15 protein-coding genes and 3 pseudogenes are annotated in these 15,801 nt (G+C 68.3%); 8 read left to right on the top strand and 10 right to left on the bottom strand.

The annotated features are described in order from the left end of the window. Window positions 1–46: 46 nt before the first annotated feature. Both E6G06_15395 and E6G06_15390 read right to left on the bottom strand, forming a co-directional pair. The gene (locus tag E6G06_15395) at window positions 47–616 is read right to left on the bottom strand and encodes a hypothetical protein (protein ID TML88794.1); all 570 of its coding nucleotides are present in this window, start codon (window positions 614–616) and stop codon (window positions 47–49) included. Beyond that, on the bottom strand, window positions 592–1,497 hold the full coding sequence (locus E6G06_15390; protein ID TML88793.1) for a helix-turn-helix domain-containing protein: 906 nt from the start codon (window positions 1,495–1,497) through the stop codon (window positions 592–594). The genes E6G06_15395 and E6G06_15390 overlap by 25 nt, the downstream gene beginning before the upstream one ends. 140 nt (window positions 1,498–1,637) lie before the next feature. Between E6G06_15390 and E6G06_15385 the strand changes: the two genes are divergently transcribed. Both E6G06_15385 and E6G06_15380 read left to right on the top strand, forming a co-directional pair. After that, window positions 1,638–2,057: a transposase gene (locus E6G06_15385; protein TML88792.1), complete on the top strand. Its 420-nt coding sequence runs from the start codon at window positions 1,638–1,640 to the stop codon at window positions 2,055–2,057. Between the two features lie 66 nt (window positions 2,058–2,123). After that, entirely contained in the window at window positions 2,124–3,059 is a 936-nt protein-coding gene (locus tag E6G06_15380; protein ID TML88791.1) for an alpha/beta hydrolase, read from the top strand. A gap of 174 nt (window positions 3,060–3,233) precedes the next feature. Here E6G06_15380 and E6G06_15375 read toward each other — a convergent pair. From E6G06_15375 to E6G06_15365, 3 genes and pseudogenes are all read right to left on the bottom strand, one after another. Next, a pseudogene (locus E6G06_15375) lies at window positions 3,234–3,430 on the bottom strand (adenylate/guanylate cyclase domain-containing protein). 191 nt (window positions 3,431–3,621) lie between these two features. Then, the gene (locus tag E6G06_15370; GenBank protein TML88790.1) at window positions 3,622–4,143 is read right to left on the bottom strand and encodes a cupin domain-containing protein; all 522 of its coding nucleotides are present in this window, start codon (window positions 4,141–4,143) and stop codon (window positions 3,622–3,624) included. Between the two features lie 435 nt (window positions 4,144–4,578). Continuing rightward, window positions 4,579–5,256, bottom strand: coding sequence for an excalibur calcium-binding domain-containing protein (locus tag E6G06_15365; protein ID TML88789.1), 678 nt, complete (start codon window positions 5,254–5,256; stop codon window positions 4,579–4,581). 247 nt (window positions 5,257–5,503) lie between these two features. On the opposite strand from E6G06_15365, the gene E6G06_15360 reads away from it, so the two are divergent. Beyond that, a complete protein-coding gene (locus E6G06_15360; GenBank protein TML88788.1) occupies window positions 5,504–5,869 on the top strand; it encodes a hypothetical protein in 366 nt (121 codons plus the stop codon). A 48-nt stretch (window positions 5,870–5,917) separates the two neighbouring features. On the opposite strand, the pseudogene E6G06_15355 reads toward E6G06_15360, so the two are convergent. The 4 genes and pseudogenes from E6G06_15355 to E6G06_15340 form a co-directional block, all read right to left on the bottom strand. Next, a pseudogene (locus tag E6G06_15355) lies at window positions 5,918–6,151 on the bottom strand (transposase). Window positions 6,152–6,221: 70 nt separating this feature from the next. Next, window positions 6,222–7,628, bottom strand: a complete 1,407-nt coding sequence (locus E6G06_15350) for an IS110 family transposase (protein ID TML88787.1) — start codon at window positions 7,626–7,628, stop codon at window positions 6,222–6,224. Between the two features lie 400 nt (window positions 7,629–8,028). Further along, window positions 8,029–8,364: a hypothetical protein gene (locus tag E6G06_15345; protein ID TML88786.1), complete on the bottom strand. Its 336-nt coding sequence runs from the start codon at window positions 8,362–8,364 to the stop codon at window positions 8,029–8,031. Window positions 8,365–8,656: 292 nt separating this feature from the next. Beyond that, on the bottom strand, window positions 8,657–9,400 hold the full coding sequence (locus E6G06_15340) for an ANTAR domain-containing protein (protein ID TML88785.1): 744 nt from the start codon (window positions 9,398–9,400) through the stop codon (window positions 8,657–8,659). A gap of 289 nt (window positions 9,401–9,689) precedes the next feature. Between E6G06_15340 and E6G06_15335 the strand changes: the two genes are divergently transcribed. Beyond that, the gene (locus E6G06_15335; protein ID TML88784.1) at window positions 9,690–9,950 is read left to right on the top strand and encodes a hypothetical protein; all 261 of its coding nucleotides are present in this window, start codon (window positions 9,690–9,692) and stop codon (window positions 9,948–9,950) included. Between the two features lie 781 nt (window positions 9,951–10,731). On the opposite strand, the gene E6G06_15330 is transcribed toward E6G06_15335, so the two are convergent. Next, window positions 10,732–11,976 carry a cytochrome P450 gene (locus tag E6G06_15330; protein TML88783.1) on the bottom strand — a complete coding sequence of 415 codons (1,245 nt, stop codon included), beginning with the start codon at window positions 11,974–11,976 and terminating at the stop codon, window positions 10,732–10,734. Between the two features lie 114 nt (window positions 11,977–12,090). Between E6G06_15330 and E6G06_15325 the strand changes: the two genes are divergently transcribed. The 4 genes and pseudogenes from E6G06_15325 to E6G06_15310 all read left to right on the top strand — a co-directional run. After that, window positions 12,091–12,681 (top strand): peroxidase-related enzyme, encoded by a 591-nt coding sequence (locus E6G06_15325; GenBank protein TML88782.1) that lies wholly within the window; start codon window positions 12,091–12,093, stop codon window positions 12,679–12,681. 72 nt (window positions 12,682–12,753) lie between these two features. After that, window positions 12,754–13,318 (top strand): annotated as a pseudogene (locus E6G06_15320) (OsmC family protein). After that, window positions 13,212–14,642, top strand: coding sequence for a pyridine nucleotide-disulfide oxidoreductase (locus E6G06_15315; GenBank protein ID TML88815.1), 1,431 nt, complete (start codon window positions 13,212–13,214; stop codon window positions 14,640–14,642). The pseudogene E6G06_15320 and the gene E6G06_15315 overlap by 107 nt, the downstream one beginning before the upstream one ends. 411 nt (window positions 14,643–15,053) lie before the next feature. Continuing rightward, window positions 15,054–15,801 (top strand): RNA polymerase sigma factor (locus E6G06_15310; GenBank protein TML88814.1); only part of this gene is annotated, 748 nt, incomplete at its 3' end.

Here is a 15,801-nt window from a genome sequence, read left to right as displayed (position 1 = left end):
GGCTCTCCGTGGTGGTCGTGTGACTCGTGGCTCGCCCGATCGGTCGCTACGCCACGGGAGCACCGTTCACGAAGGTCAACCGCAGCACGAACAGGTTGCGTGCCCCGCCGGGATAGCCGACGTGGCCGCGGATCCAGGCGTGCAGCGCCAGCGACAGGCCGCCCACCTCGTCGGTGAACACCTCCTCGCCGCCGGGGCCCTTGGCCTGTTCACTCGAACCGAGCCAGGGTCCGGGCACCTTCCGACACGGCCCGAAGGGAGTGTCGCAGACGGCGTAGCCGATCGCATAGTTCGCGCTCGCCCAGTCATTGGTCGAGTAGAAGAGGTAGCTGCGACCGTCGTGCGCCACCATGCTCGGGCCCTCGATGAGCCCGCCCTCCCAGGGCTGGTCGGCGCGCAAGAGCAGCCGCCGGGGCCCCACCAGGCCGAGCCCGTCGGGGGTGAGCTCCTGGGCGACGATGCCGGTCATGTCTCGTTCGTCGTGCTTCCAGACGAGAAAGGCGCGGCCGTCACTGCCGACGAAGGGACTGGCGTCGATCGCACTCCCCCCCTCGGGACAGACCAGGGGCCCGGCAGAAGTGTCGACGAACTTCACCACCTCGCAGAGCGCTCGCACTCGCCGTCACCGCCGTTCGGGTTCAACGACCGGGGATCGTTCTGGTTGGTGCTCCAGTTGGCGAGGCGGTTGAGCGCCCCTTGAGATGGCGAGTCGGGCTCGGCGGTGTAGACGATGAGTGTTTGGCCGATCTCGGCGGTGAGTGCGAGCGCTTCGTAGTGGAGGGTGAGGTCGCCGACGAGCGGGTGGCGGAACGGTTGGGTGCCGGTGCGGTATCGGCGTACGTCGTGGGCGGCCCAGCGGACGCGGAAGTCGTCGCTTCGCAGTGAGAGCTCGCCGACGAGGTCGGCGAGGTCGCGGTCGTAGGGGTCGCGGCCGGCTTCGGCTCGAAGGCTGCCGACGCCGGCGTCGGCGATGCCGTCCCAGTCGGCGTAGAACTCGCGGGCTCGCGTGTCGAGGAACACGAATCGGGCGAGGTTCACCGGCCGTTCGGGGTTGGCGAACGCTTCGGAGTACAGGGCGTAGCCGAGGCGGTTGGCGGAGAGGATGTCCAGACGGCCGTTGCGCACGAACGCGGCGGACTCGGTGATGGTGTCGAGGACGCGTTGCACGCCGGGACGGACGCGCTCGGTTGTGTGGCGGCCGCGGATCGGTCGTTGCTTGGCCGCGCGCACGAGGTCGGACAGGTGGACGCGTTCGACGTCGTCGAGTTGCAGGGCACGGCTGATGACGTCGAGCACGTCTTCGGAGACACCCCGCACGCTGCCGCGCTCGAGTTGGGTGTAGTACTCGACACTGATCCCGGCGAGCATGGCGACCTCTTCGCGTCGCAAGCCTGAGACGCGGCGCCGCCCGCCATAGGCGTGCAGCCCGGCCTGGTCGGGGGTGATGCGGGCTCGGCGTGTGGTCAGGAACTCACGAATGTCGTTCCCGCTGGTCACAGCGTCCAGGCTACGGCGTGACGAGCTCGTAGGGAGGGGCTGACAGTACCCCCTATAGGTGTCGCCTCCTTACTCGACGCTGATGGCCTCAACATGAGTGCCATGTCTGCCGTGGCCGTCGACGAACTCGACTCGATCCGATGTCCGAGCCCAGCCCGTCCTGGTCGGGGCCGAGCCGAGGCGTTGTGCCTCGCCACCTGATCCGCGATCGCGACGCCAAGTTCAGCCGTGCCTTCGACGACATCTGGCGCTCGGTCGGCGCCCAGATCGTCCGCACTCCAGTGCGGACGCCAGTGGCCAACGCGTTCGCCGAGCGCTGGGTCGGCACCGTCCGGCGCGAGTGCCTGGATCAACTGCTCATCCTCAACCACCGCCACCTTGAACGAGTGCTGAAGATCTTCGTTGGTCACTACAACCAGGACCGACCTCATCGCGGTCTTGGCCTCGTCGCGCCGGACGGTCCTCCGTGTGACCCGACGACCGATCCACGATTCGAGCAGCTCGAGCGTCACGACGTTCTTGGAGGACTCATGCACGAGTACGAACTCGTTGCAGCGTGACGATCGACTTTTGACACCCGACAGGGCTGCCCTGCATTTCGGGCTCGCACCGGTACCGTTGGTCCGGTGACTCGCCGTCTCCTGGGCCTGCTGCTCGCGGTGGTCCTCGTCGGTTCCGCGTGCGGCGACAAGAAGGACGCGTCGCAGCAGACGACAGGGCCCTACGCGGTGGGCGTGCGCACGGTCACGTTCGTCGACGACAGCCGGGCGTTGGACGCCAGGAACACCCAGCCCGACGCGCCCCGGCGCCGGCTCGTCACCAACCTCTGGTATCCGGCCGAGGGCGTGCCGTCGGACGCCGAGGTGGCCGACGCCAAGCCCGCCAAGGGGCCATTCCCGCTCATCGTCTTCAGCCACGGGCGCAGCGGCGAGCCCCAGCAGTACGCGGCCTCCTTTCGGATCTGGGCCCGTGCCGGATACGTGGTGGCCGGGGTCCGGCATCCCCTGACGGTCCGGGGCCTGCCCTTCGGGGCCGTCACCGAGGACATCGTGAACGAGCCTGCCGACCAGACGTTCGTGATCACGAAGCTCGGCGCGGAGGACTCCAGCCTCGTCGACGTCGACCACGTGGCCGTTGCCGGTCACTCCTCGGGCGCGATCGATGCGCTGGCCAGCGGGTTCAACACCTGCTGCCACGACAAGCGCGTCGACGCCGTCATCCTCGAGTCCGTCATCGGCCCGCCGTTCAAGGGCGGCACCTACTTCAAGGGCGTTCCCGCGACGCCGGTGCTGTTCTTCCACGGCGATGCGGACGCCGAATTTCCCCTCGCCGCCGGCCATGGCCTCTTCGAGCAGGCCAAGCCCCCGAAGTTCTTCGTGACGATCAAGGGTGGCGGGCACACGTCGCCCTACCGGGACGGGCCGCCCGACTTCCACCTGGTGGCACAAGCGAGCCTCGACGTCTTCGACCGCTACCTCAAGGACGACAACGACGCCCTCGACCGGCTCCGTCGCGACGTCGCCCGCTTCCCGTTCGCCACGCTCGAGGCTGCGCCTCGGTAGTGCTCAGTAGAGCGTGGGCTTCGGTCGCGCTCACCTGCGGATATCGGGTCGCACACGCGACGCCGCCCCGGTGACGGATGGCTCCGCACGGTGATGCCGAGTCGTTTCCCAGGCCCCCGGGGGCGACGGGCTGAAGGTTACCGCTGCTTCTTGCCGGCCGCCCTCTTCCGCTCCTCCCCCCTGGACGGGAACAGCGTCGTCGGTGGCGTGGATCACGAGCGTAGGCACAGATCATCGGCAACACCGGTCGAACGTCGATGCCGAAGGTGGCCTGAACGGTGGCTCGTGCCATCCCCGGGCTCGCGCTCATCCGGCTCGAGCATCCCGAGCTGTCGAATCGACCGTACCGAGGGAAGCAGCGCACGCAACGCGGGACTCGAGCGATGCGCGTTGCGACACGTTCCCGAAACAACTCCAGCGGCGGAGCATGCGGAACGCGATCGAAGATCGCGACCTTGCACGTATGGCCGGCGACCGTCGGCGATTCCAATCGCAGAATGCGTAGGTCTTCGGGCTCCAACGGCTCGAGCGCCGTCATCGTTCCCCTCTCGATGCCACCGCGTTACGGCGCCGAGCGCGCGAACTCAGCGAGGAACGCTGACGCGCCCGGAAATCGTTCTTGCAGCGCGCGGACGTCGCCCAACTCGACGTCGGACGGTTCGACACCGGGCCACTCGGTGCTCGCGCCGAGGAACCAGCTGCCGCCCGCGCGCAGCCGCGCGGCATGAAAGGTCCCGCCTGGCAAGAACAGCTGCACCTTGTTGCCCGCGGCGAGATCAGGCCCGACGACTTCGACCGCGTGCGACCCGTCGGGGTAGAGGGCCAACACTTCGAGAGGATCGCCCAGGTAGCGGTGGTACAGCTGATCGTTGCGGATGCGGTGCAGCCGCACCGGCCGCTCGGGCGTCACCAGGAAGTACAGCGCGCTGCCGACCGGGCGCCCGTCAGCGAACGGTGCGCGCAAGCCGCCAGCCACGATTCGGTTGACGCTGCGGTACGTCTCGGCAACGAACCCGCACGTTGGGTGCGGCGCGAGATGGAGGAGCTCGATGACCTCGGACGCCGAGAGCGAATCCTGCGCCACGCCCGTAACGCTACGACGCGGGCATGGTTCGTCGCGGTGCCGCCCGTCCGCCCCGAGCTCGCTGGAGCCCCGACGAACCAGCAGCTCGCGAATACTGCGAAACGGTTCGATCCGGGTCCACCCGTCAGACAGCGTACGAGGGGCCGAGCATGTCCGCGACGGGACGATTCGGGTGGATTGCGCCGTTCCGGAGATCCAACGCACGATGACCGCCGCTCGGGCAAAGCCGCAGGTCACCGGTGCCAGACGAGTTTTCGACCACCCACAGGAGGGGAAAGGCCTGAGCGGGTCTCGGAGTGATCCTGCGGCGGTTGGCCGACCGGTGCGCCGACCCTCCCTAAAAAGGGACGGTGACGTTCTTTGGTTCGAGCAGTCGTCGGCAGCGGTGGGCGCGCCGAGGATTCGGTGGCGGTCGACGGACAATGACGCGGCTGTTCACGGCAGCGACTCGCAGGCAACCCCATCGCCATCTGCGTCGAGATTGGTACGGGTTCCCAGCGGAGGGGGCTCGTCCCCTTGAGGGCCGCTGTGGTCGAAGTACGCCTGGGCGGCCTGCCTTGTCGAAAAGTCGGAGCAGCGCTTCGGCGGGTCGAGGACAAGGATTGCCTTGGTGGCGATCTCGACCGCCGAGAGGGCGGCGAGGGCCACGACGACACCCACCACGAGTTTGCGCCACGGCGTCGGGCAGTTGACCCACGGAGCCGGGTGCTCTGGGAGGGGGTGAAGCTTTCTCCACTCGTTGAATTCCCGGGCTGCCAGGTAAGCCGCGTCAGGTTGTTGCTGCTGTTCGGGGCTGAGGACGGGGGAGTCGCCGACCTGACACGCGCGAATGCTCTCGCCCTCCGAAGCCCCTGGCCGCCCATCAGCGCCGTCACGCGCGGCCGACTCGGCCGCGCCGAAGTCGTCGTTCACGCCTGCTCTATCGGCAGCAGCTTGAGGACGCGTGCGTGCTCGCTGCAGGCGTGCGTTGGTTTGTCGGGCTCGTCGGGCTCGTCGGGTTCGTCGGGTCTCATTTTCCCGCACTAATACGACGCCGCGGCGCGCGGCCGCGGCACTTTCGCTCTCAACCTCACGCACTACACGCCAACCCGAATCTTGTCCACAAGCCCCAATCGGCGCTGCGCGGTAGCCCCGGTGCGTGTCACGAAGAGGCCGTGGGCGCGACCGGCTCTACGTCGATCATTCCGCGCGTCCTCCTCGCGCATCTGGTGGGTGAGGAGCGCCGCCGACTTCGACAGACGACCCGGCACCCGCCGGGCACCATCGTCAAGCAACCGGCTCCTTCCTCGTCGGAATGAACCGCGTCATCGCCTGAGCAGTCGCTCGAAGCCGCCGAGCGCCTCGACGATGGCACGGCATCGTGGGCGTCGCCGAAGCCGTCCAGGAGCGCGTGCTCGCGCCACCGCCCGACTGCTCCGACCCGCGTCTGCGCGTCGAGGTCGAGGCTGCCTCCTGGGTCGACGACTTCATCGCCGACGACGTACGGAACGACCAAGCTGTCGCCTCCCAGCGAGCGATGTTCCAGCTCGCGTGCCTGCTGGCGGATGCCGTCGCCGACGCGCTCACGGCTCGCACGCGCGCAACGGACGGACCCACCAAGTCGCACTGTCTTCGGGTTCAGACGCTCGACCCTCGTCGCGCGGTCGAGGAGCTGCGGCGACGCGGCGTGGAGGCCGTGCGCTGGAGCGCACGACTCGCGAGGCCGTTCAGATGGACCCGCAAGTGACGCGACCCCACTCGGTGTCGGATACGACCGGTGTCGCTCCGGCGAGAGCTAGATGTAACGGCTCGCACCGTTGTTGACGGCCTCGATGGGTGGGCGCCCGGCGTGGGCAGTGTGGCCGCGGTGATGGTTGTAGTCGTGAAGAAAGCGTTCAAGTCGCCGAAGACGCTCGGCTTCTGAACGATAGGGCCGCACGTAGGCCCACTCGTCGAGCAGCGTCCGATTGAAGCGTTCGACCTTGCCGTTGGTCTGAGGCCGGTAGGGACGGATCCGGCTGTGCCGCAGGTCGAGCTCGGCACAGCGCGTCGCCCAGTCGTGGCTCTTGTAACCGGGACCGTTGAGTTCCTAACCGATGTCAACCCCTCGCAGGCGCTTCTAGCCTCCTCGTGGGCGGGTCGGCAGACGGAGCGCCTAGCGACTCCTTTACTCTGTCGGCTCGCCCACGCTTGACGTGCTGCGTGTGGGTGACGGAACGCTTCTTCCGGCGCACGTCCTCGGGAATGCAGTAGCGCTCAGCGATGATCGCCCGTGCCTCCGCGACGTCGACGACTCGACCGTCGACGTCGCGGAGTTGGTAGGGCACACCGTTGCGCCAGCAGGCGATGATGCGTGTCAGCAGCGCCATCGCGATGTGGCACAGCGCGGAGTTGTGGTGTTTGCCGGTCACGGTCATCAGCCGGTGGTAGCGAGCGGCGAGCGTCGGGTCCTGGCGGCGCGCGTGATCAGCGGCGAGGAAGAGCGCCTCTCTGAGGACGGCGTCACCCCGTTTGGTCGGACCACCATGGGCACCGGCGATCCCCGAGGCGTCGAGGGACGGCACCAGCCCGCTGAACGCTCGAGCCCCACGCAGTGAGCGGAACCGATTCGGGTCACCGAGCCGACCCAGGATGGCCGCGGCGGTGATGTCGCCGACGCCGGGAGCCGACGTCAGGATCCGGTTGGGATCAAGCTTCGTCATGAGGGCCGTCACGCGCTCGTCGAGCTCTTTCACCTCGGTGGTCAGCTGCAGCGCCAACCTCGCCTCGATGGCGATGTCCTCGGCCAGCTCGGTGTAGTCGAGCTCCCCATCCCACAGCGCCAAGGTCGCGTCCGCGGCCTCGAGCAGCTCGATCGCTCGCTCCTCACCCCACGCGCCACGCGAATGGCGGTAGATGAACCGACTGAGGCGAGCCCGGCCAAGGCGCCGCACCACGTAGGGATCGGCATAGCCGGCAGCGAGGAACCGCAGCGGTGTCACGTTGGCCAGATCGCCACCCAACGCTGCGTCCCATCCCGGGCCGAGCAGCTCGAGCAAGGCGTCGAGACGGGCCAGACATTGGCTGCGGCGTTTGACCAAGGTGCTCCGGTGCTTGGCTGCTCGCTTCAGCGCGTCGGCTGGACCAAGCCCGTCTTCACGATGGAGGCCCTCGGGATGAAGCAGCGGGAGCCGAGCGAGGACCCGTGAGTCAAGACGGTCACTCTTGGTGTGTTTGTTGTAGTAGTCCCGCAGGTCGGCGCAGCGCTCCGAAGGGACGACGACGACGGTTGCGCCACGCCGGCGGAACCACGCCGCGAGGGGGACCCACGCGTTGCGGGTGGGCTCCATCACGACCGTCACTGCACCTGGCTCCGTTCCAGACGGCAGCAGCGCCCAGAGTTCGTCGAGATCGGCGGACGTGGTGCGGAACCGTCGTCCGGACCACACGAACTCACCTCGCTCGTCGGCCAAGGTGGCTTGATGCGCGGCCCGGCAGGCGATGTCGATGCCGAGACAAAGCTGCAACCCCTCCTCCTCTCGCGTCAGTGGTCTGGCCGGAGCCACCGAACCGGGGGAAGGGCAATACCGAACATTCGCTAACAGGGATCCGACCTGCGGCCGGTCACCGGGTTCCTCAACAGGACGCGCCCTTCCCGGCGGTGGCCCCGCCCGCCAACGTGATCAACAGGCAAGGAGTCACTCAAGCGTGCTCCGATCGGTCAGCAACGACGGCGGACGGGCGCCGGTCGCCCCGATCCTCACGCCGCCGGCCGGTCGGCGGGGGGATCCAAGGCACGTGAGCGAGTCTGAATGTCGGTGAGCACCCGCTCGAGCACGATGTCGTGTTCGGTGAACCAGTCGTGCGCTCGGTCCAGGAAGCCGACGCAATCGGCTGTCCGAACGCGGTCACTGCGCGGCTCAGCTCTTACAGGCCCAGCACCGCCGCCGCGTTGTCCCGGAACAGCGACCCCTCACGGATGTAGCTGCGCACCATGGGCAATGACTTGTGCCCGGTCTGCGCCATGATCGCCCGCTCGCTCGCCCCAGCCGCCGCTGCCGATGTCGCCAGTCCCGCGCGCAGCGAGTGCCCCGCGAACTGATCGGGGTCGAGACCGACGCGCGCTGCGGCGCGTTTAACGATCAGGGCCACCGCGGTGCCCGACAAGCGCGCCCCGCCCACTCGACCATGACGGTCCACTGGACGGAACACCGGCCCATCGTCGATCCCGGCGGCCGCGCGCCACGCCCGCACCGCGCGCAAGGTCGGCGCTGCGTTCGAGTTCGGGCACGATACGAGAGGCGGTCAGCAGGAAGCGCAGCTCACCCGGCGATTCAAGGAGGAGTAGGCGCTGCACGACCTCTTCGATGGTGGGAAAGCCCGGCTTCTCGGCAGGACTGGTCGAGCAGGTCCCGTTCAGCCATCAGTCGCTCCGCCGACGGTCGAGCCCACGAGGACCCCTGGTGGGCACCGTGAAGTTCGTACCGTGCTCCAGCAAGGCGACTCTCGGACGATGGGTTGCGCCGTGGACTTTGATGTCGTCCCCGTTTCGGTGTCACGCGTCGGGGCCGACCTCGGGTCGCACGCCGGTATCCACGAGGTCCTGAGCCACGGTCCGCAGCTTGAGGTTGAGATGCTGGGAGGCCCGACACAGGACATCGAAGGCCTGCCCGGCGGTGATCCCCTCGCGCTCCATCAAGATGCCCTGGGCCTGACCGATGACCTCGCGCGAGATAAGTCCCCCCGCCAAGCGCTCCGCCCGCCGTGCTTCCTGCGCCCGATCCTGGGCGGCGGCCAGGGCAATGCCTGCGTGGGCGGCGAAGATCAACCCTGCGGCTCGGTCGGTGGCGCCGTAGGCCCGGGGCAAGCGGGCATAGAGGTTGAGCGCGCCGAGCGTGTCGTTCGCGAAGAGCCGGAAGGCGAGCAGGCTGCGCAGCCCGGCGGCTACGGCGCGGGGGCCGAAGGCGGGCCAGCGGGTGTCCTCGCGTAGGTCGTCCGCGTAGAGCGAGTCCAGACCCTCGGTGATCACGGCCAGGCAGGGGCCCTCGCCCGTGTCGTATTGCGCGGCGTCGACCTCGGCCACCACCGGGTCGGTGGCCAACTGCGTGGTCACCCGCGGCCCCGCCACCAGCGACAGGCCCGCGTAGTCGCAGGCGTCGATGGTGTCGCGTGCCGTGTGCACGATGCGGACCAAGGTCTCCTCCACCGTGCCCGCGGTGAACAACGCCCGAGCGATCGTCCCGAGACCCCCTGCCAGCTCGTCTTCCCTGGACGCCATGGCCTCTCCCTGGGGGTGCATCCGCGGCGGGATCGCCTAGGCCCCGCTGCGTGCAACCATCGGAGGCTAGTGTTGGTCCGCCTTCGACAGTGAGGGCTTGGTCGAGCGGTGAACGCTCCTGGGCCCGTCGGAGGCAACGAACGGAACCTGTCGTTCCTACATCGCCAAGGCCCAGAGTAGTGCGGAAGCGCTTCTCCATCGGGGCGACGGGCCTGACCGCGCCCTGTGCCGTGCCGCTCGCCCCGCTGCCACCACGCTCGCGGCCCAGACGATGGCGTCGGCCCGCCACCGCGCCTCCAATGAGGAACTCATGACGATGCCCGATGCCGCCCTGGACGAGTTTCGCCGCGAGGCGGGACTCTCCCACCCCGAGTTCTGGTTGCGCTATTTCGCGCTCGGGGGAATGAGCGCTCCGTTGGAGGTCGAGGCCTACCTCTGTGGCGCACTGGCGCCCACGGATCATGACCGCGACGTGTTGGCCCACGCCCTCAACGAACGCTTCTCCGAGCTGGGGCGGAACTACGGGGTCCCGTATGCCGAGGACACGACGGAGGCGACCGACCAACGCTGAGGACCGCAGCGCGGCTTTGTCGCCTTCCACAGCGTCAAAGGTGCCCGCGCCTCGGTGTCGGATACCACCGGCGTTGCTCCGCCGGGAGCTAGGCCCTCCAGCGTGGCCCTCGGCCGGGTACTCGACGGTACTGACCGATGTCGTCGAGCCAGGCGGCGCGTGCGCCTCGCCACCGCCGCGCCCGGACGCTGCGCCGCACGACGACTGCGCCCATCAGCGTGGCGGCGAGGACAGCCGCACCGAGTTCCCAAGCCATGTCTCTCACCTCGTCTTGTCCTGACCCTATGGCGTGCGCGGATCGAACTCCCAGTCGAAATCGGCGTGACCACCGCCCGGCACGATCTGCGCGCTGAGAGATGACCGCGTATGGCGCGTTCCACGCGCGTCATGAGCCGTGATTCGACCCGACGAGGGTGCTTCACAAGGTCGCGTAAGACGGCCGAGCAGATCGGTTCCGTCGCTCGTGAGAACGGGATCGACTCGTCGATCCGTGCGCCTCTCAGGGGTGGGACGGCCGGATGAGCAGGGTGCTTGGCCCGACCGTCATCGTCACCTGCAGACCATCCCGCGCATCACGGCGCGCGGACGGTGTGGCGTCGCTGCTCTCGGCGGTGAAGGGTGACGCTCCGGCCAGGTCCGCGACCGGGAAGGACGCCGGGCGCACCGGCCACCTGGTCGTTCGGGGTGTCTCACGCGGTGATTCCTTTCTCGGCCGACAGCGCTCAGAGGTGACTGAAGCACTAGCTCCAATGCCATCTCGATGTGCTCGCTCCGGGCGCGGTCATGTCCTCGGGAGTGCAGGGCCGGGGATGACGGGCAGCTCGGAGAGACCGCGAAGCACGAGCCCGTCGCCGTGGCCCCAGTGCAGCTTGTCAACGGAGACGGCGAGGCGGAGCGCGGGGAAGCGACGCAGCAGCGACCCGAAGGCGACCTGGCCCTCCATGCGAGCGAGCGGGGCACCGAGACAGTGATGGATGCCGTGCCCGAACGCGAGGTGGCGGCTCTCGACTCGATTGATGTCGAGCTCCTCGGGGTCCGCGTACTGGCCGCCGTCCCGATTGGCGGCCGCCAGACAGATGATGACCTGGGCCCCGGCGGGGATCGTCACACCACCGATGTCGATCGGTGCGACTGCGTAGCGAAACGTCGAGTGGGGAACGGGTGCGTCGTACCGGAGGAGCTCCTCGACGGCAACGGCGAGCTTGGCGGGATCGGACCGCAGATCATCGAGTTGCTCCGGATGCTCGAGCAGGGCGACGACGCCGTTGCCGATGAGGCTGGCGGTCGTGTCGTGGCCGGCCACGATCAGCTGGAAGATCGTCGACAGCAGCTCCTGGGTGCTGAGCCGCTCGTCGCCGTCGCGGGCACTGATGAGCCCGCTCACGAGGTCGTCGCCGGGGCTGGCCTGTTTGGCGTCGACGAGCGCCTCGAGCATCGCGACGACGGCGTCGGAGGCCTCCTTCGCCCGTGCGTATTTGGCGGGGGTCGAGGTGGGGACGAGCAGCGCGATGAGCCCCCGTCCCAGGTCGGCCCGATCTGGATCGGGCACGCCCAGCAGCTCGCAGATGACAGTGAACGGCAGCGGGAACGCGAACGCACCGACGAGGTCGATCCGCGCGTCGGGCCCGGCCGCCGCTATCGCGTCGAGAAGGTCGTCCACGATGGCCTGCACTCGCGGCCGGAGCGCTTCGACGCGGCGCGGCGTGAACGCGGCCGAGACGAGGCGGCGCAGTCGGCTGTGATCCGGCGGGTCGACGCTGAGCATGTGCCGCGCGAAGGAGGGTCCGGGCAGGCCCTCGGCCACGACCCCGGCCCCCGTCGCAAGCGCGGCGCGCATGTCCTTGGAGAGTCGCGAATCGTTGAGCGCGATCCGTGCCTCCTCGTAGCCGACCACGAGCCAGGCATCGTGGCCGTCGGCGAGGGTGACCGCATGCACCGCGCCCAGCTCGCGGACCTCTGCGAACAGCGGGAACGGATCGTCGCGGTCGTAGGCCCCCCACGCCTTCAGTGCCTCGGTCGTCGTCACTGGTCGCCCACCTCGGGAGACAGCCTACGACGACGACGGTCGGGCAGGTTCCGCGATGCTGCCCTGTCAGCAACGATCAGGTCTGCAACGATCTCGAGAGAGGAGGATCCGACCATGTTCATCGAAGCACCTGACGAATCCACCGTCGATGACGACGTTGCGAGCTGGTACGAGAGGCAACGCGACTCGTGGGGCTATCTGCCGAACTACGCACCGGCGTTCGCGTTACGGCCCGACGTCGCCGAAGCTTGGAAGACGCTCAACAACGCGGTCAGAGGACACATGGAGCGGCGACGTTTCGAGCTCGCCACCATCGCGGCCGCTCGCGCCTATCGGTCCACGTACTGCATGGCAGCCCACTGCAAGTTCCTCCGTGACGCCTGCGGCGACGAGTCGACGATGCGCGTCGTAGCCGCCGACTCGAGCGGCAAGAACCTCGATGCCACCGACCGAGCGGTGATGGACTTCGCCACCCAGGTGGCGCAGGACGCCTCGTCGGTCACCGCCGCGGATGTGCAACAGCTGCGCGATCACGGTCTCGGCGATCCCGAGATCGTCGACGTCGTGTTCGCGGCCGCCACTCGGGCCTTCTTCACCAAGGTGCTCGACGCGCTCGGCGTGCAGGCCGACGTCCAACTCGGCGAGACGTTCGATTCCGAGGTTCGGCGTCAGGTCACGGTCGGCCGTCCGATCGCCGACTCGTGACCGCGCGTTTGCCCCTACGCAGACGCTCGGGCGAGGGCTAGCCTCGCGGGACACTCAGCAAGGAGTCGGCCAATGACTGCTACCGAAACCCCCATCAACAACGGCGTCAACGTCGAAGCATTGCTCGGAGCCCGGGAGGCAGTGACGTCGGCGCCAGACGCGGCGAAGTTCGTGTGGCGAGCCAGGTGCGAATGGCAGAACGGCACGCACAGCAACTCCACCGTGGAGGGCTTCTTCGGCCTCGGCGAGGAGCAGGCTCACCGCACCCGGTACTCGTTCGACGTCGATCATCCCGAGGTCTTCGCGTCCGAGGACAACGGCGCGACGCCCGTCGAGTACGTGCTCGTCGGTCTGGCCAGCTGCCTGACCGCGGGCGTCGCAGCCGTGGCGCAGAATCGGGAGATCCAGCTGCGCAGCGTCTCCGCGACGATCGAAGGTGACATGGACATCCGGGGCATCCTCGGCGCGGACACCGACGTGCGCAACGGTTTCAGCGGCATCAAGGTGACCTACAAGATCGACGCCGATGGATGCATCGCCCGCGGACATCAAGGCGCTCGTTACGCAGTCACAGAAGCGTTCGGCCGTGTACGACATCATCACCAACCCCACCGACGTCCGGGTCGAGGTCAGCTGACCCCACCACACGACTAGGGGCGGCCGCCGTGCGCACCACGACCGTCGTCATCGGGGCCGGGCACGGTGGGCTCGCGATGAGCCGCTGCCTCTCCGACCGCTCGATCGACCACGTGGTTCTCGAGCGGAGCCAGGTCGCCAACTCGTGGCGGACCGAGCGCTGGGATTCGCTCCGTCTACTCACGCCCAACTGGCAGTGCCGCCTCCCGGGCTACGCCTATGAGGGCAACGACCCCGATGGGTTCATGACGATGCCGGAGGTCGTCGAGTTCGTCACCGGCTATGCGAAGGACATCGCGGCCCCGGTGCAGACCGGCACGACCGTGACGTCGGTGCGCCGGACCGATGGCGGATACCACGTCACGACCGATCACGACGAATGGCAGTGTCCGACGGTCGTGCTGGCAACGGGAGCGTTCTACGTCCCGCGCGTGCCGGCCTACTCCGAGGCAGTCCCCAAGGCGGTGACGACGCTCACGCCGATGGAGTACCGCAATCCGGACCAGCTCGCCGAGGGTGGGGTGCTGGTCGTCGGCGCGTCGGCGACCGGCGTGCAGATCGCTCACGAGATCCAGCGCTCGGGCCGCCCGGTCACGGTGGCCGTGGGAGAGCACGTTCGGGGGCCCCGCGTGTACCGGGGCCGCGACATCCACTGGTGGATGGAGGCGGCCGGTGTGCTCGACGAGCGCTACGACGAGGTGGACGACATCGTGCGCGCGCGCCACGTGCCGTCGATGCAGCTCGCAGGATCTCCCGAACGCGCCACGTTCGACCTCAACGCGCTCACCGGCCTCGGTGTGAAGCTCGTCGGCCGCCTCGCCGGTATACGCGATGGCGCCGCCCAGTTCTCCGGGTCGTTGCGGAACAAGTGCGAACTCGCGGACCTCAAGCTCGACCGGTTGCTCGACACCGTCGACGCGTGGGCGACGGCCAGCGGCATGGACGACGCGACTCCGCCTCCACACCGGTTCACACCGACGGCCGTGTCCGAGCCGCCGACGCTCGACGTGGATCTCGCCAGTGGCGCCGTCCAGAACATCATCTGGGCGACCGGCTTCCGCCCCGACTACTCCTGGCTCGACGTACCGGTTCTCGACGGCAAGGGAATGGTCCGGCACGACGGTGGTGTCGTGGATTCGCCAGGTATGTATCTGATCGGTGCTCCGTTCCTGCGTCGACGCAAGTCGAGCTTCATCGACGGTGCCCGCGACGACGCGCAAGACCTCATCGTCGAGCTGACACGCTTCCTCGACAGTCAAGCCTCGCCGTCGAGGCATGACATCACTGGCCGCTGGCCGCGCACGGCTCCTCAGGACCTGACCTAGGTTTGCTCACGTTCCCGACCTCATCGGCGTCGCTGGCGTCTCGGGCACGCACCCGGTTGCGGTCACTTTCGGCCGGTGGCGATCCCCCCTGGATTCCCCCACGACGCCGCCCGGAGAGGTTGACTTCCCCCGATTTCCCCCTAGCTCAGTGGACACAACTGAGCACACCTGAACACGAAGAAGGAAGGAGGCGAAGCCGACGAGTCGCAGGTCATACGGGAATCCTGAAGGAAACGGCTGGTCAGTGGTTAGCGCCCCTAATCGGACGGCTTTCGAACCGTCAATTCGGTCAAGGCGTCGCTGAACTTCTCGATTATCTCACGGAGCGTGAAGGAGAGGAAGGCTCCGACAACTTGGCGTGAACAGGCGCTGGCGTCTGAGTCTTGGCGAACCTGGCACTGATCCACCGGCATGGATGGCATGATCGGAGCCCCGGGCTCCTGTTGGCTTCTGGGGTGTCACAGGGTGCTGGGACAATCATGTGGTGACCGATCGGCAGGTAATGCTGCAGGCGCTTGCAAACGCAGCCGAGCCGTGTGGCCACTGCTTGTGGTGGAGCGATCTTGGCTGCACCATGGGCGGGTGGCGCTCTCCGAGCAGTTCGACGCGGTGTTGGTGGCGGCCCAGGGGGGCGCGCCCTGGGCCGTCGAGGCGATCTATCGCGACCTGCACCCGAGCGTGCTCGGCTTCCTGCGCCACCGCGCCCCCAACGACGCCGAGGACCTGGCCGCCGACGTGTTCATCGCCGTGGCCGAGGGCGTTGATCGCTTTCAGGGGTGCGAGACACGCTTCCGCTCCTGGGTGTTCACCATCGCCTACCGGCACCTGGTCGACCTGCGCCGACGCGCGGGTCGGCGTCGCACCGAGCCGAGCCCACCCGACCTCGTCGCCGAGCACACCGTGATCGGAGACGCCGAGCACGACGTCATGCTCGCGATCAGCACCCGGTCGGCCCTCGCCCGGGTCGCCGCGCTGCCCCCGGCTCAGGCCGAGGTGATCCTGTTGCGCATCGTGGCCGACCTGCCTTTGGACGACGTGGCCAGCATCGTGGGGCGACGCAAGGGAGCCGTCCGGGCCCTGCAGCACCGGGCACTCCGGCGCCTAGCCCGGGAGATGCCCGATGGCGCGGCTGAGGGATTCGTTGGTCGTCAGGCACGAT

The organism is Actinomycetota bacterium (assembly GCA_005888325.1).
GTDB lineage: Bacteria > Actinomycetota > Acidimicrobiia > Acidimicrobiales > AC-14 > AC-14.
The sequence above is the reverse complement of the archived record's forward strand: the minus strand, read 5'-3'. Positions and strand labels throughout refer to the sequence as shown.